We start from the raw sequence: 25,075 nt of genomic DNA, 5'->3' as shown, positions 1-25,075 counted from the left end.
ACCTGTCCCGTGCGGGCCGGGCCGGTGCGCTCTGGAAGGACACGCCGCCATGCCGCTCTTCGACATCCCGATCCAGGTCCTGATGGGCCAGCTCATGCTGGGCCTGATCAACGGGTCGTTCTACGCCGTGCTCAGCCTCGGCCTGGCCATCATCTTCGGCCTGCTCAACATCATCAACTTCGCGCACGGCGCGCAGTACATGCTGGGCGCGTTCGTCGCCCTGCTCGCCTTCAACCGCCTGGGCATGAACTACTGGGTGGCGCTGATCGTCGCGCCACTGGTGGTGGGGGCCCTGGGGGTCGTGATCGAGCGCACGATGCTGCGCCGCCTGTACCAGCTCGACCACCTCTACGGCCTGCTGCTGACCTTCGGGCTGTCGCTCATCCTGGAGGGGCTGTTCAAGAACTACTTCGGCGTCTCGGGCGAGAGCTACCCGGTGCCCGAGCAGCTCGCTGGCGGCGTGAACCTGGGCTTCATGTTCCTGCCGATCTACCGCGGCTGGGTGATCGTCGCCTCGCTGGTGGTGTGCCTGGCCGCCTGGTACGTGATCGAGCGGACCTCCCTGGGCGCGACGCTGCGCGCCGCGACGCAGCGGCCGGACCTGGTGCAGGCGCTGGGCATCAACGTGCCGGTGCTGGTCACCGCCACCTACGCGGCCGGCACCGCGTTGGCCGCCTTCGCCGGCGTGCTCGCCGCGCCGGTGGTGCAGGTGAACCCGGTGATGGGGTCCAACCTGATCATCGTGGTGTTCGCCGTCGTCGTGATCGGGGGCATGGGGTCGATCGCCGGCGCCATCCTCACCGGTCTCGGCCTCGGCCTCGTTGAGGGCCTGACCAAGGTCGTCTACCCCGAAGCCTCCGCCGTCGTGATCTTCGTGATCATGATCTTCGTGCTGCTTTTCCGCCCGGCCGGGCTGTTCGGCAAGCAGGCCTGACGCCTGCGAAGGAGACCCCGATGTCCACCGTCACGTCGACCCCGCCCGCCACCGCACCGGCCTCGGGCAACCGCCACCTCATGGCCTGGGGCATCGCCCTGCTGCTCGGCCTCGCCGCGCCCTGGCTGATCTACCCGACCTTCCTGATGAAGGTCCTGTGCTTCGCGCTGTTCGCCTGCGCCTTCAACCTGCTGCTGGGCTATGCCGGCCTGCTGTCGTTCGGCCACGCAGCCTTCTTCGGCGGCGCCGCGTACATCGGCGCGTCGCTGGCCAAGGACCACGGGCTGTCGCCCGAGCTCGCGATCCTCGGGGCCACGGCCTTCGCGGCCGCGCTCGGGGCGTTGTTCGGATGGCTGGCCATCCGCCGCAGCGGCATCTACCTGACGATGATCACGCTGGCCCTGGCACAGCTCGTGTTCTTCCTGGCGCTGCAGATGCCGTTCACCGGCGGCGAGAACGGCCTGCAGGGCGTGCCCCGCGGCCGGCTGTTCGGGCTGATCGACCTCAACGACAACACGGCGATGTACTACTTCGTCTTTGCCGTGTTCGTCCTGGGCTACTGGCTCATCCAGCGCACCGTGCACTCGCCGTACGGCCAGGTGCTGAAGGCCATTCGCGAGAACGAGCCGCGCGCCATCTCGCTGGGCTACGACGTCAACCGGCACAAGCTGCTCGCCTTCGTGCTGTCCGCCGGTCTTTCCGGCACGGCCGGCGCGCTCAAGGCGCTGGTGTTCCAGCTGGCGACGCTGACCGACGTGCACTGGCACATGAGCGGCCAGGTGGTGCTGATGTCGCTGATCGGCGGCGTGGGCACGCTGTTCGGGCCGGCCGTCGGCGCGCTCGTCATCGTGACGCTGGAGAACGAACTGGCCGACAAGGTCGGCTCCTGGGTCATGGTGATCATGGGCGCGATCTTCGTGGCCTGCGTCCTGGCCTTCCGCCGCGGCGTCGTCGGCGAGCTGCTGGCCCTGCGCGGTCGGCGCGCCCCCGACGAGTGAACCCCTCCACGCACCCGGCCCTTCTTCCGCCCCACCCATCGACCCGGAGCACCCCACCATGAGCTACGTCGCCCCCGTGCGCGAGATGCTGTTCACGATGAAGGAGATCGGCGGCCTGGACGCCGTGCTGGCCCAGCCCGGCCACGAGGAGGTCACCCCCGACCTGGTGGAGACCATCCTGGAGGAGGCCGGCAAGTTCGCGGCCGAGGTCCTCGCACCGCTGAACCAGCCCGGCGACCGCCAGGGCAACCGCTGGGACGCTGGCGCGGTGCACACGGCCGACGGCTTCAAGGAAGCCTACGCCAGCTTCTGCGAGACCGGCTGGAACGGCATGCCGGCCAGCGTCGACTTCGGCGGCCAGGGGATGCCCACGCTGCTGTCCACCGCGGTGCTGGAGATGTGGAAGTCGGCCAACATGGCCTTCAGCCTGTGCCAGATGCTCACGCTCGGCGCGGTCGAGGCGATCGTGCACCACGGCAGCGAGGCGCTCAAGGCGCGCTACCTGCCGCCGATGGTCGAAGGCCGCTGGACGGGCACGATGAACCTGACCGAGCCTCAGGCGGGCTCCGACCTGGCCGCGCTGCGCGCGAAGGCCGTGCGCGAGGGCGACCACTACCGCATCAGCGGCACGAAGATCTTCATCACCTGGGGCGAGCACGACATGGCCGAGAACATCGTCCATCTCGTGCTGGCCCGCCTGCCCGACGCGCCGCCGGGCGTCAAGGGCATCTCGCTGTTCCTGGTGCCGAAGTACCTCGTCGGGGACGACGGCCGCCTGGGCGACCGCAACGACCTGACCTGCGCCTCCATCGAGCACAAGATGGGCATCCGCGCCAGCGCCACGGCCGTCATGAGCTTCGGCGAGGGACCGGGCGCGATCGGCTACCTGCTCGGCGAGGAGAACCAGGGCCTGGCCTGCATGTTCACGATGATGAACCATGCTCGTCTGAACGTCGGGCTGGAGGGCGTGGCGATCTCCGAGCGCGCCTACCAGCAGGCCCGCGGCTACGCGCTGGAGCGCGTGCAGGGCAGGACCCTGGTCGGCGACGCCACCATCGCCGGCCATCCGGACGTGCGACGCATGCTGATGGACATGAAGGCGCGCACCGAGGCCCAGCGTGCGCTGGCCTATTTCGCCGCCGGCTGGATGGACCGCGCGCACGGCCATCCCGAGGCCGGGCCGAGGCGCCAGGCGCAGTCCCTGGTCGACCTGCTGATCCCGGTCGTGAAGGGCTGGTGCACCGAGGGTGCGCAGCTGGTCACCGCCACCGGCGTGCAGGTCCACGGCGGCATGGGCTTCATCGAGGAGACCGGCGCCGCGCAGCACCAGCGCGACGCGCGCATCACGACGATCTACGAAGGCACGACGGGCATCCAGGCCAACGACCTGATCGGCCGCAAGCTCGCGCGCGACGGCGGCACGGCGATGAAGGGCCTGCTGGCGCAGATGCGTGCCGACGCGAACGCCGTCGGGCACGAGTCCGACGCCCTGCTGGTCGACCTGCATGCTTCGCTGCAACGAGGCGTGCAGGCCCTGGACGAGGCCACCGACGGCCTGCTCGGCCAGGCGCCGCGCGAGGCCGCGGCCGCCGCCGTGCCCTACCTCTGGCTGGCCGGCACGGTCATCGGCGGCTGGCTGCTGACGCGCGCGGCCGTCGCCGCCACCGCACAGCTGGACAGTGGCAGCGACGGCGAAGACTTCCTCGCGGCCAAGCGGGTGACGGCGCTGCACTTCGCCCTGCACGTGATGCCGCACGCCGCGGCCTGGCGCGACGGCGTCCTGCGCGGCGCGGCGTCCACTCTCGGACTGACCGCCGACCAGCTCTGACACCCGAACCCGACCGCGAGGAACTCCCCATGAACGAGATGAACGGCCACGACATCGAGGACCTGCAGCCCGGCATGAGCGCAACCTTCTCCAAGACGATCACCGAGGCGGACATCGTGCTGTTCGCCGGCGTCTCGGGCGACAACAACGCCGTCCACGTGAACGAGGAGTTCGCCGCCGGCACCGCCTTCGGCGGCCGCATCGCGCACGGCTTCCTGACCGCCAGCGTGATCTCCGCCGCCGTCGCCAACCGGCTGCCCGGCCCGGGCACGATCTACCTCGGCCAGCAGATGCGCTTCAAGGCACCGGTGCGTCCGGGCGACACGGTGCACGCCTGCGTCACCGTGGTGTCTGTCGACACCGCCAAGGCGCGCGCCGTGCTGTCCACCGTGTGCAGCGTGCGCGACACCGTGGTCATCGAGGGCGAGGCGCAGGTCATGACGACCTCGCGCGCGCGGCGGGAGGCGAAGGCCGCCCAGATGGCCCAGGTGGCCCAGGCGACGGCTGCGGGCGTGACCGCCTAAGCCCCCCCGAACACGAGGAGACGATCGCATGAAGGTCATGGTGTGCACGAAGCGCGTGCTGGACTACAACGTCAAGGCGCGCGTCAAGGCGGACGGTTCGGACGTCGACCTCTCGGGCGTCAAGATGAGCATGAACCCCTTCGACGAGATCGCCGTCGAGGAGGCGGTGCGCCTGAAGGAGAAGGGCGTGGCCACCGAGGTGATCGCCGTGTCCTGCGGCGTCACCCAGTGCCAGGAGACGCTGCGCACCGCGATGGCGATCGGCGCCGACCGAGCCATCCTGGTCGAGACCGCGGAAGAGCTCCAGCCCCTGGCCGTGGCCAAGCTGCTGAAGGCGCTGGCCGACAAGGAGCAGCCGCAGCTCGTCATCCTGGGCAAGCAGGCGATCGACGACGACTGCAACCAGACCGGCCAGATGCTGGCCGCGCTGGCCGGCTGGCCGCAGGGCACGTTTGCCAGCAAGGTCGAGGTGGCCGACGGCAAGGTGGCCGTCACGCGCGAGGTCGACGGCGGTCTGGAAACGGTCAGCCTGACGCTGCCGGCGGTCGTCACGACCGACCTGCGCCTGAACGAGCCGCGCTACGTCACGCTGCCCAACATCATGAAGGCCAAGAAGAAGACGCTGGACGTCGTCAAGCCCGAGGACCTGGGCGTCGACGTCACCCCGCGCATCAAGACCCTCAAGGTCAGTGAGCCGCCCAAGCGCGGTGCCGGCGTCAAGGTGCCGGACGTCGCTACGCTGGTCGACAAGCTCAAGAACGAAGCGAAGGTGATCTGAATGTCGATCCTCGTCATTGCCGAACACGACAACGCGCAGGTCAAGCCCGCGACGCTGAACACCGTCACCGCCGCGGCCGCCTGCGGCGGCGATGTCCATGTCCTGGTCGCTGGCCACGACGCTGGCGGCGCCGCCCAGGCCGCCAGCCAGATCGCCGGTGTGGCCAAGGTCCTGCACGCCGACGCTGAAGGCTTCGCACACGGCCTGGCCGAGAACGTCGCCGCCCAGATCGTCGCCCTGGTGAATGACACCAAGGACTACAGCCACGTGCTGCTGCCCGCCACCGCCAGCGGCAAGAACATCGGCCCGCGCGTGGCCGCGCTGCTGGACGTGGCGCAGGTCAGCGACATCAGCAAGGTGGTCAGCGCCGACACCTTCGAGCGCCCGATCTACGCCGGCAATGCGATTGCCACGGTGCAGAGCACCGACGCCGTCAAGGTCATCACCGTGCGCAGTACCGGCTTCGATGCGGCGGCCGCGACCGGCGGCAGCGCCGCGGTCGAGAGCGTGCCCGCCATGGCCGCGGCCGGCGGGTCCAGCTTCGTCGGCAGCGAGATCGCCAAGCTCGACCGGCCGGAACTGACCTCGGCCAAGATCATCGTCTCCGGCGGCCGTGCGCTCGGCTCGAGCGAGAAGTTCCACGAGGTGCTGGAGCCGCTGGCCGACAAGCTCGGCGCCGCGCTCGGCGCCAGCCGCGCCGCGGTCGATGCGGGCTATGCGCCGAACGACTGGCAGGTCGGCCAGACGGGCAAGATCGTCGCGCCCCAGCTCTACATCGCCGCCGGCATCAGCGGCGCGATCCAGCACCTGGCCGGCATGAAGGACTCCAAGGTCATCGTCGCGATCAACAAGGACCCCGAGGCCCCGATCTTCAGCGTCGCCGACTACGGCCTGGAGGCCGATCTGTTCGAGGCCGTGCCGGAGCTTACGGGCGCTCTATGAGATGAGGCGGCGGCGCCCGACACGGTGCTGCGGCTGATCAAGCTCTCACTGAATGACCATGGCCACAGCCTTTACAAGGATAGGGTCTCTCGTGAAAGCGGGGATTCGCTTGGGCGAACAGCGAGTGGGTGCCGCTCATGCGAACTCTCGTGGAGACACCAACACGGGATGACGGTGTCCAGTCTTGAAGGAACATTCGCTTGGCCGTTGCAACAGTCCGGTTGTGGTCGGCCGCCGGTGGCCGCCAACGCCTGCTTTGCGGATGCGAAACTCGACTAGGTGACGGCCGAGCGTCGGCAGCCATGGAGAAGCCCGACTGGCGGCTATGGGTCGTCCAGGGACAGCGGCGTCGCTGATTTGAACGCCGGAAAGCGGTCGCTTCTTGAAGTGCGACATTGCTCCTGACGGCTTCCACCCGTAGACACGACCCCCGCCCTTCCTCGAGCTCTTGGCACAATCCTTGTATGCCCAACATTGCATCCGTGCTCAAGGCCGAGATCGTTCGTCTGGCTCGCAAGGAGTTGCGCAGCGAGGTCGATTCGATCAGGAAGGCGCTCGCGGCTTCGCGCGCGGAAAGCGCCGCGTTGAAGCGCAGGGTCAGCGAACTGGAGCGGTCCGTGCGGCAGTCCGCGCGCGCCGCCCCCGCTCGGCTGCCATCGCCACCTGCGGTCGAGGAAGGGGACGGGGCCGACAATTTCCGGTTCCGCGCCTCCGGCATGGCCAGCAATCGCAAGCGCCTGGGCCTGTCGGCTGCGGATTTCGGGCTGCTGGTCGGCGCATCGGGACAAAGCGTGTACGCCTGGGAACAGGGCAAGGCGCGCCCCAGGGGCAGGAACCTCGCGGCCATCGCTGCCTTGCGCGGGGTTGGCAAGCGCGAGGTGGTGGAGCGCTTGGCAGCCCTGAAGTCGGGCGAGCAGTCGTAGGCGAGCCGACGCGCGGTCCGGCGTCCTGACCGAACCACCGGCGAGCGCTCCTCGCCACCCTTGAAGTGCACGGGCTCAATGGGATCCTGACTGCATGGTGGGCCGCGGGCCTGCCATGCAACCAATCAGGAGTCCCTCATGAAATTCTCCAAAGCCGAGGTCGACGCCATCATCGAGGCGTCCCCTCGCACCTTCGTTCCCTTCAACAAGCTGGTGCTGTCCGAGGACCACCAGGCCCGCAGCGCCACGACGCCCGCGATGTCGCTGCCGGAACTGGCCGCGTCGATCAAGGACAGCGGCGTGCTGCAGAACCTCGTCGTCGTCCAGGCGGCGCGCGGGCGCTACGAGGTCTGCGCCGGCGGACGGCGGCTCGCCGCGCTCACGCTGCTCGTGCAGCAGGGCGACATCGCCGACAACTACCCCGTGCCGGTGCTCGTCGTGCCGGCTGACAAGGCGCTCGTCGCAAGCCTTGCCGAGAACTGCTTCCACGTGCCGATGCACCCGGCCGACGAGTTCGCCGCCTTCGCCAGACTGCTTGCGCAGGGCAAGTCCGTCGAGGACGTGGCCGCAGCCTTCGGCGTGACGCCGCTCATCGTCAAGCGGCGCATGAAGCTCGCCACCGTCTCGCCCCAGCTGATGGCCCTGTACCGCGAAGGCGGCATCGGCCTGGACTGCCTCATGGTGCTGGCCTCGGTCGACGATCATCAGCGCCAGGAGCAGGCCTGGGCCGGTCTGCCGAGCTGGAACCAGCGCCCGGAGCATCTGCGCCAGTTGCTGACCCGGGGCGAGATCGAATCGGACGCGGACCCGCTGGCCCGGTTCGTCACCGTCAAGGCCTACGAGAAGGCCGGCGGCCCCCTGCGCCGCGACCTGTTCAGCGACGACGACCGCAAGGCCTACCTGCTGGACCCGGCCCTGCTGGAGCGCCTCGCCGCCGACAAACTGGGCAAGCGCGCGAAGCAACTGCTGTCTGAAGGCTGGAAGTGGGTCGACATCCGTCCGCGCTTCGCCTACGACGAGTACGTCAAGCACGGCGAGCTGCGCAAGCCCCGCCGCGCACCGACGCCCGAGGAAGCCCAGGCGCTGAAGGCGCTGGACACGCGCATCGCTGCCCTGCATGAGCAGATGGACGCGTTGGTGGACCGCGACGGCGATGGTGATGCCGGCGAGGGCGTCAGCGATGGCGGCGAGGCGAACGACGGCGCCGACGAGGACGACGCGTCGCGCGACCGTGCCTTCCTCGCCCTGGAGTCCGAGGCCGATGGGCTGGAGGAAGAGCGCAAGGCCAGGCTCGAGGCATTGACCGAATGGCCCGTGGCCTGGATGGCGCTCGCCGGATGCGTGCTGCATGTGGGCACGGACGGCCGTGCCGCGGTCAAGGCAGGGCTCATCCGTCCCGAGGATCGGGCCGACCTGGCGCAGGCCATCACCGAGGCTGCCGGACAGAAGTCGGCCGGTGGCGGCGGCTCGGAAGACGGCGCGGACTCTGCGCGCGGCTCGGGGCTCCCGGCCCTGCAGTCGCTTCCATCGGCAGCCGGCGCCACGGCACGGCCCGTGCACTCCGAGAAGCTCATGCGCCGCCTCACGGCCCACCGTGTCGCCGCGATCCAGGCCGAGCTGCTGGACCGCCCCGAGGTTTCGCTGGCGGCACTGGCGACCCACCTGACGCTGAAGCTGCTGGCCGACCCGCTCCATGGCGCCTACCGACTGCCAAACCTGCTGGCGATCAGCGCGACCGGCAACCAGCACGAGCTGCGGGGCGCGGCCGAGGACATCGAGGCGAGCCCGGCGGCCCGGCGCATCGAAGCCGACCGCATCGCCTGGATCGAGAACCTGCCCAAGGAACCCGACGAGGTGTTCGACTGGATGCTGCGGCAGCCGCCGCAGACGGTGCAGCGGCTGCTGACCTTCCTGGTCGCGTCCACCGTGAACGGCATTGCCGTCACCGACGCCGGCCGACCGGTCAATGACGGTCTGGCCCGCGCCCTCGGCCTGGACATGACGCGATGGTGGTCGGCGACGGGGGAGGCCTACCTTCAGCACGTGTCCAAGGCGAGGGTGGTCGAAGTGGTGCACACCGTGGCCGGCGCCAAGGCGGCAGGTCCGCTCGCGGCGCTGAAGAAGGATGCCGCGGTGGCGCAGGCCGAACAACTGCTCGCCGGGCGTGGCTGGCTGCCCGACTGCCTGCGCGTGCAGCCGCACGCCGATGCCCCGGCGTCGGGTGGCGAGGAGGTCGACGCCAACGATCGTGCCCGGACCGAGGCGCCCGCCTGCGCCTGAACGCAGGGCCGGCCCGGACCGGGCAGGCTCAGGCGATCGGGACAGGCGTGTCACCGTCGTCCCCGATGCTCCGCGGCCCGGGCTTACCGGTCTCGCCCTGGGCCGGGTCGCGGCTCCCTGCAGGCGAGCGCCGGACCGCACCGATGTAGGCGCCGGCCGAGCGCAGGCGGGCATGGCCCGCGATACGGGCCACACGCAGCCGCGCCTGGCGGTCAAGGTCCTGATCGACAGGCCCACCACCACGCACCGGCGCGGGCGTGCCCGTCGTGTCCTGGTACTGGCCTTGAAGGTGGTCGTGCCGCGCCCCGTGCCCGGTGGTGCCGCTCTCGCGCTTCGTGAGGCCGAACTTGCGCAGCGCATAGTCCAGGCGACGGAGGTTGGACTTCAGGTCCCGATCCGGCGCCCCCATGTGTGCGTCATGGCCGCTGACCACGCTGCGGGCATGCGCGATGGCCGACTGCTGCTCCTCGGTGGCCAGCGGCAGCCAGCGCGCACGGCCTCCCTTGCCCTTTGTCCACAGATACCGATCCGCCTCCCGTTGTTCGTCGGGCAGGCCTGTCTCCTCGAAGGCGTGGACATGGGCGTAGGGGCGGCACATCACGGACTCCTTGCGCCGCAGGCCGACCTTCACCATCAGGCGCATCGACGCACCGATGCGGGCATCGTAGGCAGAGACCTGGGCCAGCAAGGCCTCCACGTCGATGCCGTTGCCGCTCCAGCTCTTGTCGCGCTGCGCGTTCTCGTGGCGCTCGTACTCGTCAGGCGTCAGGCCGTAGTGTTCGGGCCTGCGGATGAAGCCCGGCTTGTTGAGCCACATCGCCAGGCCACGCAGAAAGCTCAGGTAGGTCTGGATCGTCCCCGGCGAAAGCTTCCGGCGCTGCCAGACCTTCACCATCGCCTGGACATGCCGCTGGCCCAGGTTGCGGGGATCGGGCGCCAGCTTGAAGCCGGCGTCGGTGTGCAGCTCGCGGAAGAAGCGTCGCAGGAAGTGGGCGCGCTCGTAGCGCGTCTTGTGCGACACGGTCTTCTCCAGCGCGGTGTGCAGCGGGTTGAACAGCTCGATCAGCACGTCCACCACCCGGTTCACGGGCGTCCTGCCCGGCGGGTACATGTCCAGCACCTGCTGGGGCGACTTGCCGGCCCAGTTCTGGCGGCGTGGCGAGTCCTGGCCATGCAAGCGGCCTGGGCTGGCCGAGGTCATCGAGGTGTTCCTGGGAGGGCGCGTGGATGAGGGGGGCAGGGTGGAGCCATTGCGCGGGTCGTTGCGGCGGTCGTTGAGGGAGAGCGGTGCCTGCCGGCGGCGGCGTGAGGGTTCTTCACGGCGGATACGGGACATGGTGGACTTTCTGCAAGGTGGCGGACTGCCCGAACAGCACGCCGGTGGATGAACACTCCGGGGGACCGGAATTGGAGGAATCCATCTGGACATCCCCGGGGCCGATTCCTGGCAAGCCCACGGCGATGGAGATCGTGTGCAACGTCGGTGCGGCGGTCGATCTCTGCAGCGCCACACCCACCCATGGCTTTGCTGTCCGGGCTCCTCATGGTCTTCGGCGAGGGGCCTGGTCAGCTCGGTCAGACTTAAAAATGGAACACGTTGATCCAGGCCGTCTGCGCATTTCTGCGACGCGACGACAAGGGTGATGTCCACCCCGCTCGGGGCTGGGTGCGACATCGACGCCAGGGTTGAGCCCTGGGTCATTCGGTGGATCAGGCCTGGTGTGCAGCGCCGGCCGCTCGCATGGGTCCACCCCTGACCGAGAGTCCAGGGCGGTGTCGAGTTGATGAGCGAGGGTCGTGCGGGGAGCCTCATGGAGGCCATCACGCCGCGCGATGCGCGTCATGCGCGCGTGCTCAAGGGCTGGCGGGAACGGTGCGCGGCATCAGGTGCCGGCACGGGGTTCTGCTGCGCCGGTGCGCTTGCAGGAGCGCCCAGCCGTCATCGCGGGGATGCGGCTGGCAAGGACCGGGCAGGTCACTGCTGGGGTGGATGACTCGGCACGCTCGCAGCGTCGATCCTTCTGGAGGTCGAGGCCGGTCGCGCCACCCGCTCAGGACGGGAACTTCGGTTGAAGGCACGAGGCAGGTAACGACTGCGACGCCTGCAATGCTCGTCTTCTTCGAGAGGACGGAGCGGGCCAGGAGCCCTCGGGAGCCCACAGTGGAAACCGCGACGCCATCCACGGTCAAGGCCGCGTGGGAAGCGCCCGCCGCAAGACCCCTGATCGGGCGGCCCTTGGGGCAGGCAGTTGACGGCGCGAGATTCGGCGGCAGGGCCCATCTAGCGTCGCAATGGCCCGGATCGCCAGCAACGGCGCGGGGTTGACAGACAAGGCTGCCGCCTCAGGTACCTCGCGCGGCCGTCGGTCTGGGTGGCGTGTCCGCAGCCTGTCCGCGCGCGCCGAACTGGACAGGGGTTGAAAGGCCCGCGCGAGGTGAGACCGTGGTGACAGAAGTGCGCCCTGCGAACAGGCTCATGGCGAGCCGCGGGGCGCCTTCTGTCGCTGCGATGCAGTTCCGCTGATCCTGCATTGGCACTGAAGTCGAAAGACGCGCCGATTCGAGGCCATTGAGCGTGGAGAACGCGGCCCGGTGCGGCGACGCTGATCAGCCTTTCAAAGGCAGGCAACTGCGCCAGGGAGCAACGCATGGAACTCATCGTCAGAGCCGTGGATGTCGGGTCAGGCAACACGAAATTCGTCACCGGCATCTCGGGAGCCGACATCCGATGTGCCAGCTTCCCATCGGTCGCTTATCCGTCGAGCGCCGACACGTCGGCGATGCCTGCCGCGGAGAAGCGCAAGACGGTCTGCATCCCTGTCGGCTCCTTGTTCTATGAGGTGGGTCCGGACATCCACCTGGCCGCGGACACGTTCCGCGCGAAGCAGTTGCACGACGAGTACACCGAGTCGCCGGAGTACATGGCGCTGCTGCGCGGGGCGCTGTCGATGATGAAGGTGCCGCACATCGACCTGCTCGTCGTCGGGCTGCCCGTCGCGCTGCTGGCACTGAAGAAGGCGGCACTCGAGAAGGCGATGACGGGCAGCCACGAGATTGCGGCGGGACGGACCATCACGGTCCGCAAGGCACTGGCGGTGGCGCAGCCGCAGGGTGCGCTCGTCCACTACGCGGCCGAGCACGAGAAGTTGGCCTCGATCGGCACGGAGCAGAGCCTGGTCATCGACCCGGGATCGAGGACCTTCGACTGGCTGGTCTGCCGCGGCATGCGGCTGGTGCAGAAGCAGTCGCACTCGATCAACCGGGGAATGTCCGACGTGCTTCGCCTGATGGCGGCCGAGATCTCGAAGGACATCGGGACACCCTACCGCGACTACGACGCCATCGACCTCGCCCTGCGGACCGGCAAGGCGCCGGTCATCTTCCAGAAGCCCTACGACATGAAACGGCACCTTCCCATCGCCGAAAGCGTGGCACAGCAGGCCGTGTCGACGATGCGCCAGTGGATCGAGACACCCGAGAGCCTGCAGAACATCATCCTCGTCGGCGGCGGCGCGTTCCTCTTCAAGAAGGCCGTGAAGGCCGCCTTCCCCAAGCACAGGATCCACGAGGTGAAGGAGCCCCTTTACGCGAACGTGAGGGGCTTCCAGCTGGCCGGGCAGAACTACGCTATGACGTCGCTCGCGACGCCGGCGCCTTCGGATCGTGCACCAGGGGGTGGTGCATGAGCGCGCAGGAACGCGGAGCCCTTCGACCGATCCGGCTGGTGTTCGAGCTCTCGCGCGAGGAGAACCCGCGCCTGTTCGATGAACTGAGCCAGTTTCGGCAGGGGCGCAAGCGGGTCAACCGTCTGCGTCTGCTGGCCTACGACGGCCTGCTGGCGCAGCACGGCGTGTTTGCGATGGCTAGCCTGCAGACGCCCGACACCGTCAAGGTCCCGAAGGAGCCTGACGTGCAACAGGCCGCTGCGGTGACGAACGGGCTGTTTCAGCCTGCCATTCCGGAATGAAGGTCGACAAGCGTCGACGCCGGGCTGGACGCAGGTCGATCGTGGACGGGAACCCGACCGAACGGGCGCTCAGCGCCTCCCGGCTGGCCGAGATGGGATTTTGCGAGCGGTGGGTCGTCCTTGAGCAGCGGCATGGCCGCCCCCGTTCCAGACCGCTGCAAGTGGCCCGGGAGCGCGGATTGGTCTGCCATGCGCGATTCGAACGTCAGGCGAGGCTGGCCATGGGTGTTGGCCGTGTGCCGCCACCTGGGCCGAAGGGGCGCTGCTTCGTCGCCACCCTGGCCTTCGGCGAGGGATGGCAGACACAGACACTCCGCCACTTCCGGGATGCCGTGCTGCGACGCCGAGGCTGGGGACGGTCGATCGTGTACCACTACTACCGCGCCGGTCCCCGCATCTGCGCGGTGCTTGAAGCGTCTCCGGCACTTCTCGGATGCATGCGATGGCTGCTCGGGCAGGCCGCTTGGCTGTGGAGGTGGTGGTCACGAGAGGCTGGACGATGAACATGATCGAAGTCGTACTGGCGATGATGATTCTTGCCGTCGTGATCGGCTTCGTCGGATGGGTCATCGCTGGCAGGCGCGCTGCGGCCGAGGAGCGGAGGCAGAGACCGGCGCGCCTCCGGGATGCCGAGCTGGTCTTCGTCGAGAGGCAGTTCAGGTCGTCGGGTCGCTGGCCGGTCGTCGCACGCGTCGACAGGGTCTATCGGAATCCATCGGGGATCCTGGTGCTCGTGGAGTTGAAGACCCGTGCGAGCCCAATGGTGACGCGTTCGGATGTCATCCAGCTGTCGGCGCAGCGAATGGCGATGGAGGACGAACTGCACGTCACCGTCGCCGATGAAGCCTACGTGCTGATTCCTCGGGGGCATCGGGGCACCTCGCTGATTCCTCTGCCTGTCAACCTCATGGCCCGGGAGGAGGTCGAGGACCTGATGCGCCGACGGGAAGCGTTGCAGCGCGGACTGGTCGAGCCTCGTTGGCCCGCAAGCCAGCGGACTTGCCGTGCCTGCGGGTTTCGCGATCGATGTGGGCTGGCACCGTAGGTGGCGCCACGACACTTCAGGCGAAGGGTTCAGTGTTCGCTGATCCGACGGGTCGCCTCATGGGACGACAAGCAGTAGCCGCCGGTGTACGACGCGCGGCACCAGCGGCGAGTGCGGTAGAGGCGGAACATGCCCGATGCCGTTGCTCGCCGGCGATGCCTGAACGAAGATGCGCATGTCGACGTACTCGAATGGAGAGCAGCATGGAAAGGCTCACGACCACAGTCTTCAACAGCGACGACGGCCAGGCCGTGCGCATTCCTGCAGAGTTCCGACTCGACGCTGACCATGTCAGCATCTCGCGTAACAAGTCGGGCGATCTGGTGATCCATGCCTTGCAGGCCTCGCGCGGCGCTGCGCTGCTCGAGGCCCTGCGAGCCGTGAGCGAGGCGGACGTTGACTTGGTTGCAGCGTTGGAGGCTGGACAGGCCGGCCAGCGACTCCTGAGGGGGTGCGAGGCTCTGTGATCTGAGTGCGTGAAGGCGCTTCAGCCGCTGATCACAGCACGCCTCGAAACCCGGCGAGGCCCTTCACCGTCTGCGTGAGGCCCTGCCGAAGCAGGATGTCGAGGTAGCGATCGACGTCGATCGGCGGGTTCTTCAACTGCTGTCGCTGCCGCTGTGCAGCGGCGACCACCGCGGCCGGGTCGAGATCGAAGAGGTTCTCTACGAACAGATCCGGGTGTTGGGCCTCCAGACCGAAAGCACCCAGTACGTCGGCCGGGAAGTCGCGCTCGTTGAAGGTCACGATCACGCTGGCGTGACAGCGGATGGCTGCAGCGAGGACATGCCGGTCCCCAGAGTCGGGAAGGGTCAGACCTTCAATCAAGACCTCGTGCCCGGTCACCCGCCCGTCAGGGATCGCCAAGTCCATCAGGTCAGCAGTGCGATCAAGTTGCTCGGCCGTGATGTCGGGCCGGTTCTTGATCAGGTTCCGCTTCCACTCATCGTGGATCTGGGCGCTCCAGCGCGCACGAAAGCGCCCGGACAGGGCCAGCCACATGAGGAAATCGCGCAGCGGCGCCGGATACAGCACGCAGGCGTCGTAGACCGCGGTGAACGGCGAACTCCTCACTCGTAGCCCAGTTGAAGTTCCTGTGCCTGCTTCGCGAGCGCCTCCATCGCCTGCGCACTCGCACGATCCTGTTCGGTCTTGAAGGCCATCAGGTCCACGAAGCGGATGCGCCGATGCTTGCCGGCTTTGTGAAAGGCCAAAGCACCGCTCTCCAACAGCTTGACGAGATGGGGGCGGGACACGTTCAACATGTCAGCGGCCTCCTGTGTCGTCAGCTCGGCATGGATCGGCACGACCTTGACCGCATTGCCTTCGGCCAACTCCGACAGGACGTCGACCAGCAAGCGGAGGGCGGACGTGGGCAGTTCGACCTGGTGGGCCTGGTTCTTCGCGTCGAAGATCTGGATGCGCTGGGTCTCGAACTGCGTGCTCAGGAAGGCGGCCAGGGCACGCTGGCTCTCCACTGCCGCGGCAACTTCGCGCTCGACAGGCAGTGCGGTTTCCAGGGCTTGGGCGCGGGTCATGGCGTGTTCCGGATCAAGGTCGGTGCCAGGATCTTAATCGAAACAAACGAAAATCGCAACAAACGAAACGACGCCGCGTCGTCTGGATCCTGCTTGGTGTCGCCCAGCAATCCAAAGGCCGTCGTGTAGCGGAGGTCGGCGTGGGCTTCCGCCCGAACCGCCAAGCGCCATCGACGACGACGGATCAGTGTTCGGTGTCGCGCGGCGGATTGGGGTCGTTGCCGGGCTTGATCGTGTCCTTGCTGACGATCTTGCCCTTGACGCCCATCGTCGTCAGTTCGCCACCGCCCTGGTTGCCCAGCATGCGCCGGGCCGCCTCCTGGGCCTCCGCTTGGGTGGTGTGGACCGAGGAAGCGCGTTCCGCGTCCTGCCTCTTGTTCTGCCAAGTGCCATCGTCCCGTCGAGAGACAGTGCGGTCCTGAGGTTTGCTCATCGCGTAATCCAATCTGAAGCTGGTAGCCTCAAGACTGTATAAAAGAACAGTCAACCGCTCAAGAGACCGGCGCTTGAGCTTCGATTGCCAGGTGGGCGATGACCGTTGCGACGGCAGCCCGCGAGAGGTTTCACCGCAGGGTCCTTGCTGCTACATTGGAGGCGATCCTGCTCAGTGTTCGGCCAAGTGACAAGCGTGCATCTGGCCCCACCCATGAAAGTTGGAGGATTTCCGATGGAGGGTCCTTTGACGGGAGATGGAGGGTGCCAGCGGGGCCGGAACGTTATGCGACGCGGACTTAGGCGCGATTTCCATGTGATGATCGACCACATGTGACACCTGCCAGGGACGCTCCACAGCGTCCCGCGCGGTCCCGATCAGAACCCCGGTTCGTTGATTCGACTGGGGTTCTTTGCTTGCTGCGTCGCAGCTTGTCCGGTCGATGGCCTTCGGTTCGGTGTCGTGTTCGGGGCCATCCTGGGGGTGCGGGTCTGATCAGCAGAACCCGATGCGGCGCGGTGCGCACCTTCAGGTGACCCGGGCATGCGAGACCGCCGCTGTTTGCGTTTCGTCGACGTTTCGCGGACCCGCAAGGGCCCGTTGGCCTTCAGTGGCGCACCACGCCGGCGCCATGCCGAAGCTGCGGCATGGTCGCCACCATTGCCTCAGGCCACCCCCTTGCCGAGCGCGCTGCCGCGCAGCTGCCTCGATGCGGCGTCGTGCGCCTGCAGCACGGCTTCCCGGAGCGATGCGGGCTCGATGGCCAGCACCTGGCTGCCGTGCCGCATGATGTCCATGGCGATCTCGGTGTCCGTGGCGAACGGCACGCGCAGTTCGTAGCTGCCATCGGGCAACCAGCGGCCCGCCTGGGCCGCGTGCCACTGCTCGCAGCTGACCCAGGCAGCGGCCTGCGGCGCGAACCGGATCGTCGCCCACTTCAGCTGGCTGCCGGCATAGATGCCGTAGCCGCCGTCCATCTCGGCCTCCAACTGCTTCTTCGCGACATCCCGTGAGGTCGTCTCCAGCAGCGTGGCACCTTCCACCGCGTCCAGTGCAAAGCGCCGCAGCCCGTCCGAGCGATGGCACCAGGCGTCCAGGTACCAGGTGTTGCGGTAGTGCACCAGGCGCTGGGGTGAGACCTCCCGCTCGGTGACTTCGCCCCGGCCTCGCGTCAGGTAGCGCAGCTGCAGCCGCCTGCGCTTGACCAGCGCCTCGCCCACCAGTTCGAAGCACCGTGACGACACCGGCCGGCGCCCGGCGCTGATGATCCTCACACGCTGCACGATCGTCTTCGCCTCGGCCTCCGTGTTCCCCAGCATGCCGTGGATGCGCTCCAGCAGCGGCTGGAGATGCCGGCTCAGCACACCTTCACCGTCCAGCTCGCTGAGCAACTGGTGCGCCATCAGCAGGCTGTAGAGCTCCTTCTCGTCGAACCACAGGCCCGGCAGCTCGTGCCGCGGCCCGCGTGTCTCGGTGACGAACCGGTAGGCATTGGCGTGGCGGTCGTATTCGATCGGCGCGCCGAGCTGGTCGCGCAGGTAGGCCAGATCGCGCTTGAGCGTCGCCGGCGAGATCTCCAGCTCGTCGATCAGCCCCCGGAAACTCATCTCGCCCTTGGCCTTGATCAGGCGCTCGATGCGGTACAGCCGTGCGGTGCGCGTCATGCGTAGTCCCTCTCGATGGCCAAGGACGAGGCATCGGCCCGGTCGTAACTCACCAGCCGCACGTCCAGGTCATGGTGGCGGTGGAGATCCAGGGCCCGCCGCAGCGCCGCGTCGATCCACGCGTCGTGATTGCCGAAGGCCCCGCCACCCAGCCGCGTGAGCAGCACCACGCGGCTGCCGCCCTGCGACGCGCCGAGCACCGCGGCCTGCAGCGTCGCCTCGTACGCCGCCTCCAGCACCAGCTGGGCCAGTGGCTGCCACACGGGACGGGGCAGGCGCCCGTAGGCCACCGGCAACGCCGAGCAGAAGACCTGCGACACCTGCATCGGGTCGCCCGGGGTGTCGCCCAGAGGGGCGTCGGTGACCTCCACGTCGCGGTGCAAGCCGATCCGCAACCGGGCTCTGAGTTCGTCGCGCTTCGGCTCACCGCACGTCGCCAGCGCGTCGCCGATCGCCTGCAGGCCCTGCAGCGTGCACATCGCGTAGCCATTGCGCATGGTCCACAGGGCTTCGGCCGCCAGCCCGGTGATCCCGGCCAGCGCCGCGCCCAGGTCGGCCAGGCCGTCCAGCTGGTGCTCGGCGGTCTGACCCGTCCTGGGCGGGTGGCCGCCGGCCGCGGGCACCGGCACGAAGTGGTTCCGGTAGATCGTCGCAGCGCCGGCGGCGATGGCGCAGGCCGGGCCTTGCGTCCGGTCGTGCTCGTAGATCGTCACCCCGTGCTCCGGCGTGACGTCCGGCCCGACCATCTCCAGCAGGTTGAACTGGCTGGCCACCTGGAACAGCGCACCGCGCAGCGCCGGGTCGCGGTGCAGCTGCCGGACATCGCCGACGACGGATCGCACGGCGAGGCGCCCGGGCGAGGGCCTGGTGCGCCGTACCTGGTCTCGCAGCTCGGCCAGCGACGGCAGCGTGAGCGTGCCGATGCCCATGCGTCGGCCGTTGACCGTCGAGACCAGGCACGTGCCGTCGACGACCAGACGGCGGCGCGTGTCCTCGTACCCGGCTTCCCGGAAGCCTGTCAGCCGCTCGAACCAGTCCATGGTGTGGCTCTCGATCGTGTCGATGCCCCGATCATCGCGCACCACTGGCTCACGCTATGAGCCAGTGAGCCCTCATGCTGATCTCGACGGTGGGCACGGTGCCCGCCGACAACCACCGGAGTCCAGCCTTGTGCGCCACCGCAGTCCTCGCCCGCCGCCCCGCCGTCGTCGCCCAGCCGATGCTGGACCGACCCGGATCCGATGCCGACCGCACCGGCTTCGAGATCGGCTGGGACCACGCCCACCACCGCCTGGTGCCACCGGCCGACCACCTGCACGCCGGCAACCCGGTGCGCCAGGGCTGGGAAGCCGGTCAGGCCGTCTTCGGCACCCGCACCCTCCAGGCCACGCCCCAGGTGCGCAAGTGGCTGCAGCTGCGCCTGGGCGCCTGGCTGCGCGGCAAGGCCTTCGAGCCGGTCGGCGTGACGCCGGCCTTCCTCAAGCGCATTGCCGTGCCAGTGTGCCCGATCACCGGCGGGTTGCTGACGCAGGGCACCGGCACCGGCAGCGATGCGTCGGTGGACCGCGTCAACAACCGGGCCGGTTACGCCGTGGGCAACCTGGCGGTCATGAGTACGCACGCGAACAGAGCCAAGTCCGAGTACGACTGGGAGGACGCCGTCGGCTTCGCCCGCCAGATCGAGCGCGGTGGCCTGGGCGAGATCGACGGCCTCACCGCGCACCAGTGGTCGCGACTGGCGGTGCTGATGAGCTTCTGCACCCCGCTGCCGCACGCCCAGGCCGCGGCATTGCCGCTGCTGGTGCTGCCGCCGGCACGGCTGCGCGTGCTCAACCCGGCCCAGGTGCTGCAGATCCTGCTGACGCTGCGCTTCATGCAGCCCGGCCAGCCGGCGCGTGCCGACCGCTTGGCCGCGCTGTTCCCGCCCGCCCTGCGCACGCCGGTGCTGATGCTGATGGTCAGCCTGCTGTCGCGGCGCATCTCGGCGGGCACGGGCGCCCGGCCGGCGGCCGTGCAGCGCGCGATGGAGGCCGCCTGGGCCGAGCCGGCCATCCTGCGCCGCTGGCAGGCGGTGGCCGCGGCGCTCACCTCGGCACAGTGCGAGCGCATCGTCGAGAGGCTGGTGGCCCATCGGCTGGCGCCGTCGGGCTGGCGGTGCCTGCCGCTCGACCAGGCCACCGAGGGCTGGGCGCTGGAGACGGCTGGACGGGCCGCGTCGTCTGGCGAGGGGCTGGATCTCGCGACCGATCAGCGGTCGGTGCCCGCCGTGGCCTCTCCGTCCGCACTGCCGACGCCCGTCCGGAGCGGCATCCGGATGCGGGGCGCCGCCACCGCGGCGGGCGTGGCCTGGCTGCGCTGAGATCCACGGCGATTGGCGGGACTGTCGTGCCGCCTATCGAGGCTCGGCAACGAGCGGTTCGCAGATTTCCTTCGGCGGGCCTCCCGGCGCACCCGAGGCCTCCTTCGCCATGTCGGGCGGCCGGGTGGGCCGTGGCCCTTGTCAGGGCGGGGCACGATGGCAAATGGGGAGAACTTGGGCCATCGCCCTCGGCCATGCTCCTGCCTGAGGCGCCGGATGGCGCCAAGGCGGGGCCGCGAACAACGCCGACCACCCAGACTCCGGCAACCTCTTGCTTCCTTCTGCGCCCCACGGGCGCGGCGGCTGCTCGGGATGGGCTCCGCCACCGGTCGGCACGGTCGCCATTGCTGCGAACAAGTGCGCACACGGGTGATTCGCAACACGGCAAACCTAAAGTCTCCCAGTCAGACGGCGAAAACCGTCGGACATGGACGCCGATCTCTTCTTCGACGACAGCGCACCCGCGCCCGCATCGACACGATGGCAGCGGCTGCGTCTGGCGCTGACCGGCTGGCAGATGCCGCCGTGGCTCGGGTCGCTGAAGCTGCGCCTGATGGTCGGGAGCCTGGCGGCGCTGCTGCTGTCCCTGCTGGGCGTGACCGCGCTGATGGCGTACCACGTGGAGCAGGGGATCCTGGCGCAGGCGCAGGCGCGCAGCGCCGCCGAGGTGTCGCACGCCGCGGAGCAGGTCGGACAGGGCCTGGACCGCATGTTCGATCAGTTGTCTCGCTTCGCCGGCAGCGTGCCGGCGTCCGCCTGGAACGACCAGGACCGGCTGGCCGCCACGCTGGCTCGTGAGGTCCTGCCGCAGTCCCCGATGTCCAGCGTCTTTGCCGGTGTGCCGGGGCGGGGCAACTGGGCGTACGCGGATACAGCCGGCACGCGCCGTCTGGAGACGCAAGCCGACGACCTGGCGGTGGTGCAGCAGGCCGTGGACACCGGACGTCCGATGCTCAGCCCGCCGCTGCGGGGGCGCATCTCCGGCGAGCCCGTGGTGGTGCTGGTGCATCCGGTTCACCGGGAAGGTCAGGTCGTCGGCGTGATCGGTGGCACGCTGCGTCTGGCCAGCCGGGACATTTGGGCGTCGCTGCAGGCACTGCCTTCGTCATTGCAGGGCGAGGGCTGGTTCCTCACCGACGGCGCCGGCCGCCTGCTGGCACACGCCACCCGCGAACGCGTGGCGGGCAGCATGGTCGACGACGCCGGCCTGTCGGCGGCGTGGCAGCACCTGCAGCAGACCGGGTCGTCCCGTGCGCCCGTGGCCTGGGGCGACGGGGCAACCCTGCATGCCGTGGCCACGGTGCCTGGCCATGGCTGGCTGGTCTGGACCAACACGACGCGTGCCGAGCTGCTGGCGCCGTTGCATCAGGCTCGGCACTGGGTGCTGCTCGAGGCGGCCATGGTGGCCTGCGGCTTCACGCTGGTGCTGGGCGCCTTCCTGCGCTGGCAGCTGAGGCCGCTGCATCGCCTGGAGCGCCACGCCCGTGCCATGCTGGCCGGCGAGACCCGCGGCGACTGGCCGCAGGCCGACGGCGAGATCGGCCGCCTGGCCCGCACCCTGCACCACCTGTGGGCCGAGCGCACGCAGATGGAGTCCTTCAACGCCCAGGTGCTGCAGAAGCTGGGGTCGGTGATGGCCGCGGCACCGGTGGGCCTGGCCTTCACCCGCAACCAGAGCTTCGAACTGGTCAGCGAGGAGCTGTGCCGCCTGCTTGGGCGCCACCAGGACGACATCCTCGGCCAGCGCACACAGACGATCTTCGCCTCCAACGAGGACTACGCCGCGCTGGGGCCGATGGTAGCGGCCGCTTTCGCCAGCGGCCAGCCCTACAGCGGGGAGTGGCCCATGCTGCGCGCGGACGGCTCCCGCTTCTGGGGCCTGCTGCGCGCGCGGCCGGTGGCGCCCGAAGACCCGGCCGCCGGCACGATCTGGAGCCTCAACGACGTCAGTGAGCAGGTGGCCGCACGGCGCCAGCTCGAGCATGCCGCCCACCACGATGCGCTGACCGGGGTGGTCAATCGCCAGGGCTTCGAAGGCGCGCTGCAGGCGCTGTTCGATGCCCAGCCCGGCTCGCGGCCGGCGTCACTGGTGATGATCGACCTCGACCACTTCAAGCCGATCAACGACACCGCCGGCCACGCCGCGGGCGACGCGATGCTGGTGGCGGTGGCGCAGGCCATCGGCTCGCGCGTGCGCGCCACCGACATCGTCGTGCGCCTGGGCGGCGACGAGTTCGCGCTGCTGCTGCCGCACTGCCCCCACGAGCGGGCGCTGGGCGTGGCCGAGAAGGTGCGCGAGGCCATCGCCGACCTCGCGCTCACCTGGGAGGCCCACACGCTGCGCGTCGGTGCCAGCCTGGGCGTGGCCGAACTGGGCGAGCACCACGAGAGCGCCGCGCAGTGGATGGCCCAGGCCGACGCCGCCTGCTACGAGGCCAAACGCCAGGGACGGGGCCGCGTGCGCCTGGCGCGACCGGAACTCAAGGTGATGCAGGGCGGGCGCTGACGCAGCGGCAGCTGCCGCGGCCGATGCAGCGGCCGACAGGCGCGCTCCTACAATCCGGACGATGGCTGGCTCCACCTTCGGCGATCTGTTCCGTGTCACCAACTTCGGCGAGAGCCACGGCCCGGCCATCGGCTGCGTGATCGACGGCTGCCCGCCCGGGCTGGCGCTGTCCGAGTCCGACATCCAGCCGGAGCTCGACCGCCGCCGCCCCGGCACCAGCCGCCACGTCACCCAGCGCAACGAACCCGACGCGGTGGAGATCCTCTCCGGCGTGCACGAGGGCCTGACCACCGGCACGCCGATCGCGCTGCTGATCCGCAACACCGACCAGCGCAGCAAGGACTACGGCAACCTGCTCGACACCTTCCGTCCCGGGCATGCCGACTACACCTACTGGCGCAAGTACGGTCACCGCGACCCGCGCGGCGGCGGCCGCAGCAGCGCCCGGCTGACGGCGCCCATGGTGGCCGCCGGCGCGGTGGCGAAGAAGTGGCTGCGCGAAGGCCATGGCACCACGTTCACCGGCTGGATGAGTGCCCTGGGCCCCATCGAGATCCCGTTCGACGACGCGGCCCAGATCCCGCTGAACCCGTTCTACGCGCCCAACGCCGGCATCGTGCCGCAGCTCGAGGCGTACATGGACCAGCTGCGCCGCGCCGGCGACAGCTGCGGCGCCCGCATCGAGGTGCGTGCCGCCGGCGTGCCGGTGGGCCTGGGCGAGCCGCTGTTCGACAAGCTCGACGCCGACATCGCCTACGCGATGATGGGCATCAACGCCGTCAAGGGCGTGGAGATCGGCGACGGCTTCGGCGTCGTCGCCCAGCGCGGCAGCGAACACGGCGACGGGCTCACCCCGCAGGGCTTCGCCAGCAACCACGCCGGCGGCGTGCTGGGTGGCATCAGCACCGGGCAGGACCTGGTCGTTCGCCTGGCGATCAAGCCCACCAGTTCGATCCGCGTGCCCAAGCCGTCGATCGACCGCGCCGGCCACCCCACCGTCATCGAGACCCTGGGCCGCCACGACCCCTGCGTCGGCATCCGCGCCACGCCCATCGCCGAGGCCATGCTGGCGCTGGTGGTGATGGACCACGTGCTGCGCCACCGTGCGCAGTGCGGCGACGTGGCGCTGCCGCTGCCGCCCATCCCGGCGCAGGCGCCCGGATCGTGAGCGCCGCGCCGGCATCGCTCGGCGCCTTCTCCGCGGTCTGGTTCTGCTACTTCGCGGCGATCGGGCTCTACAACCCCTACGCGCCGCTGTGGTTCAAGGAGCTGGGCTACTCCACGCTCGCCATCGGCGCCATCGCGTCGGCCATCAGCTGGACGCGCGTGGTCGCGCCCTACGGCTGGGGCTGGTTCGGCGACCGCAGCGGGCAGCGCAGCCGCGGCGTGCGCTGGGCGGCAGGGCTGTCGGTGGCGGCGGCCGGCGGCCTGTGGCTGTGGCCCGATCCAGCGGCGCTGCCGGTCTTTGCGGTGCTGCTGTTCCTGGCCAACGGCGGCGTGGTGCCGCTGTCGGAGGCGGCGCTGTCGCAGCAATTGCAGCGTGGTGGTCTGCTGGACTACGCGCGCTACGGGCGCGTGCGCCTGTGGGGGTCGCTGGGCTTCGTGGTGTCGGTGGCAGCCGCTGGCGCGGTCTTCGAACGCTGGGGCATCCGCCACTTCGCGATGCTGGTGCTGGCCGCCTTCGTGCTGCTGTGGTGGGCCACGCTGCGTCTGCCCGAGGCCGCCGCCGTCAATGCCGACGACACGCCTGCGCCGCCGGTGCGCAGCGTGCTGCGGCGGCCGGCGGTGGCCTGGTTCTTCGGCGGGGTGTCGCTCACCGTGCTGGCGCACACCGCGCTGTACGCCTTCTTCTCCCTCTACCTCAACGAGCAGGGGCATGGCAGCGGTGTCGTCGGCCTGGCCTGGGGTGTGGCGGTGGGCGTGGAGATCGTGTTCTTCTGGGCCCAGGGTCGGATCTTCGACCGCCTGAGCCCGATCGGCTGGCTGCAGCTGGCCGCCGTCGTGGCGGCCCTGCGTTTCGCGCTGACGGCGGCCTTCGGCGGGTCGCTGGCGCTGCTGCTGCTGGCGCAGACGCTGCACGCCGTCAGTTTCGCCGCCCAGCACGCCGCCTGCATCGCCATGGTCCACCGCTTCTTCCCCGGCCGGCTGCGCGGGCGCGGGCAGGCGCTGTACTCGGTGCTGGGCTATGGCCTGCCGGGCGTGCTGGGCGGCGTGGCAGGGGGCTGGATCGGTGAACGGTTCGGGTTCACCGCCGTGTTCTGGGCCGCGGCCGGCGTGGCGATGCTGGCCTGGGCGGCTCTGCGCCGGGCCGAGCGGGCGCTGGCCCAGGAGCCGACAGCCTCCTGACCTACAGATT

23 protein-coding genes are annotated in these 25,075 nt (G+C 69.4%); 17 read left to right on the top strand and 6 right to left on the bottom strand.

Going from position 1 to position 25,075, the window contains the following annotated elements; translation table 11 throughout:
• The first annotated feature begins 49 nt into the window (after positions 1-49).
• From ENE75_RS15960 to ENE75_RS15925, 8 genes are all read left to right on the top strand, one after another.
• Positions 50-934 carry a branched-chain amino acid ABC transporter permease gene (locus tag ENE75_RS15960; protein WP_128199323.1) on the top strand — a complete coding sequence of 295 codons (885 nt, stop codon included), beginning with the start codon at positions 50-52 and terminating at the stop codon, positions 932-934.
• An 80-nt stretch (positions 935-1,014) separates the two neighbouring features.
• Entirely contained in the window at positions 1,015-1,932 is a 918-nt protein-coding gene (locus ENE75_RS15955; RefSeq protein WP_128199455.1) for a branched-chain amino acid ABC transporter permease, read from the top strand.
• Positions 1,933-1,990: 58 nt separating this feature from the next.
• Positions 1,991-3,760 (top strand): acyl-CoA dehydrogenase, encoded by a 1,770-nt coding sequence (locus tag ENE75_RS15950; RefSeq protein WP_128199322.1) that lies wholly within the window; start codon positions 1,991-1,993, stop codon positions 3,758-3,760.
• Positions 3,761-3,789: 29 nt separating this feature from the next.
• Positions 3,790-4,284, top strand: coding sequence for a MaoC family dehydratase (locus tag ENE75_RS15945; RefSeq protein ID WP_128199321.1), 495 nt, complete (start codon positions 3,790-3,792; stop codon positions 4,282-4,284).
• 28 nt (positions 4,285-4,312) lie between these two features.
• The gene (locus ENE75_RS15940; protein WP_128199320.1) at positions 4,313-5,062 is read left to right on the top strand and encodes an electron transfer flavoprotein subunit beta/FixA family protein; all 750 of its coding nucleotides are present in this window, start codon (positions 4,313-4,315) and stop codon (positions 5,060-5,062) included.
• Complete coding sequence (locus ENE75_RS15935) at positions 5,063-6,004, top strand: electron transfer flavoprotein subunit alpha/FixB family protein (RefSeq protein ID WP_128199319.1); 942 nt, start codon at positions 5,063-5,065, stop codon at positions 6,002-6,004.
• Positions 6,005-6,468: 464 nt separating this feature from the next.
• A complete protein-coding gene (locus tag ENE75_RS15930; protein WP_128199318.1) occupies positions 6,469-6,927 on the top strand; it encodes a helix-turn-helix domain-containing protein in 459 nt (152 codons plus the stop codon).
• A gap of 138 nt (positions 6,928-7,065) precedes the next feature.
• A complete protein-coding gene (locus tag ENE75_RS15925; RefSeq protein WP_128199317.1) occupies positions 7,066-9,207 on the top strand; it encodes a ParB/RepB/Spo0J family partition protein in 2,142 nt (713 codons plus the stop codon).
• A gap of 28 nt (positions 9,208-9,235) precedes the next feature.
• On the opposite strand, the gene ENE75_RS15920 is transcribed toward ENE75_RS15925, so the two are convergent.
• On the bottom strand, positions 9,236-10,408 hold the full coding sequence (locus ENE75_RS15920; protein ID WP_128199316.1) for a phage integrase N-terminal domain-containing protein: 1,173 nt from the start codon (positions 10,406-10,408) through the stop codon (positions 9,236-9,238).
• 1,447 nt (positions 10,409-11,855) lie between these two features.
• Here ENE75_RS15920 and ENE75_RS15915 point away from each other — a divergent pair.
• From ENE75_RS15915 to ENE75_RS15900, 5 genes are all read left to right on the top strand, one after another.
• On the top strand, positions 11,856-12,893 hold the full coding sequence (locus ENE75_RS15915) for a PRTRC system protein D (RefSeq protein WP_128199315.1): 1,038 nt from the start codon (positions 11,856-11,858) through the stop codon (positions 12,891-12,893).
• Positions 12,890-13,174 (top strand): hypothetical protein, encoded by a 285-nt coding sequence (locus ENE75_RS15910; protein WP_128199314.1) that lies wholly within the window; start codon positions 12,890-12,892, stop codon positions 13,172-13,174. The genes ENE75_RS15915 and ENE75_RS15910 overlap by 4 nt, the downstream gene beginning before the upstream one ends.
• Positions 13,171-13,677 (top strand): CFI-box extended C-terminal domain-containing protein, encoded by a 507-nt coding sequence (locus tag ENE75_RS25735; RefSeq protein ID WP_310733637.1) that lies wholly within the window; start codon positions 13,171-13,173, stop codon positions 13,675-13,677. The genes ENE75_RS15910 and ENE75_RS25735 overlap by 4 nt, the downstream gene beginning before the upstream one ends.
• A complete protein-coding gene (locus ENE75_RS15905; RefSeq protein ID WP_158288971.1) occupies positions 13,674-14,219 on the top strand; it encodes a CRISPR-associated protein Cas4 in 546 nt (181 codons plus the stop codon). The genes ENE75_RS25735 and ENE75_RS15905 overlap by 4 nt, the downstream gene beginning before the upstream one ends.
• A gap of 203 nt (positions 14,220-14,422) precedes the next feature.
• Positions 14,423-14,686 (top strand): antitoxin, encoded by a 264-nt coding sequence (locus tag ENE75_RS15900; RefSeq protein WP_128199312.1) that lies wholly within the window; start codon positions 14,423-14,425, stop codon positions 14,684-14,686.
• A 31-nt stretch (positions 14,687-14,717) separates the two neighbouring features.
• On the opposite strand, the gene ENE75_RS15895 is transcribed toward ENE75_RS15900, so the two are convergent.
• The 5 genes from ENE75_RS15895 to ENE75_RS24870 form a co-directional block, all read right to left on the bottom strand.
• Positions 14,718-15,293 (bottom strand): PIN domain-containing protein, encoded by a 576-nt coding sequence (locus ENE75_RS15895; RefSeq protein ID WP_128199311.1) that lies wholly within the window; start codon positions 15,291-15,293, stop codon positions 14,718-14,720.
• Positions 15,290-15,757 carry a helix-turn-helix domain-containing protein gene (locus ENE75_RS15890; protein ID WP_128199310.1) on the bottom strand — a complete coding sequence of 156 codons (468 nt, stop codon included), beginning with the start codon at positions 15,755-15,757 and terminating at the stop codon, positions 15,290-15,292. The genes ENE75_RS15895 and ENE75_RS15890 overlap by 4 nt, the downstream gene beginning before the upstream one ends.
• A 184-nt stretch (positions 15,758-15,941) precedes the next feature.
• Complete coding sequence (locus ENE75_RS15885; protein WP_128199309.1) at positions 15,942-16,190, bottom strand: DUF2188 domain-containing protein; 249 nt, start codon at positions 16,188-16,190, stop codon at positions 15,942-15,944.
• A gap of 665 nt (positions 16,191-16,855) precedes the next feature.
• Positions 16,856-17,854, bottom strand: a complete 999-nt coding sequence (locus ENE75_RS15880) for a helix-turn-helix transcriptional regulator (protein WP_128199308.1) — start codon at positions 17,852-17,854, stop codon at positions 16,856-16,858.
• The gene (locus ENE75_RS24870) at positions 17,851-18,936 is read right to left on the bottom strand and encodes a hypothetical protein (protein WP_158288970.1); all 1,086 of its coding nucleotides are present in this window, start codon (positions 18,934-18,936) and stop codon (positions 17,851-17,853) included. Before ENE75_RS24870 ends, ENE75_RS15880 begins: the two co-directional genes overlap by 4 nt.
• A 32-nt stretch (positions 18,937-18,968) precedes the next feature.
• Between ENE75_RS24870 and ENE75_RS15870 the strand changes: the two genes are divergently transcribed.
• From ENE75_RS15870 to ENE75_RS15855, 4 genes are all read left to right on the top strand, one after another.
• Positions 18,969-20,213 (top strand): hypothetical protein, encoded by a 1,245-nt coding sequence (locus ENE75_RS15870; protein ID WP_128199307.1) that lies wholly within the window; start codon positions 18,969-18,971, stop codon positions 20,211-20,213.
• A gap of 427 nt (positions 20,214-20,640) precedes the next feature.
• Positions 20,641-22,719, top strand: a complete 2,079-nt coding sequence (locus ENE75_RS15865) for a sensor domain-containing diguanylate cyclase (protein WP_128199306.1) — start codon at positions 20,641-20,643, stop codon at positions 22,717-22,719.
• 61 nt (positions 22,720-22,780) lie between these two features.
• The gene (aroC, locus tag ENE75_RS15860; RefSeq protein WP_128199305.1) at positions 22,781-23,887 is read left to right on the top strand and encodes a chorismate synthase; all 1,107 of its coding nucleotides are present in this window, start codon (positions 22,781-22,783) and stop codon (positions 23,885-23,887) included.
• Complete coding sequence (locus ENE75_RS15855) at positions 23,884-25,065, top strand: MFS transporter (protein ID WP_233259117.1); 1,182 nt, start codon at positions 23,884-23,886, stop codon at positions 25,063-25,065. The genes aroC and ENE75_RS15855 overlap by 4 nt, the downstream gene beginning before the upstream one ends.
• Positions 25,066-25,075 lie beyond the last annotated feature (10 nt).

Source organism: Rubrivivax albus, assembly GCF_004016515.1.
Lineage (GTDB): Bacteria > Pseudomonadota > Gammaproteobacteria > Burkholderiales > Burkholderiaceae_C > Rubrivivax > Rubrivivax albus.
This window is presented reverse-complemented; position numbering and strand designations above follow the sequence as displayed.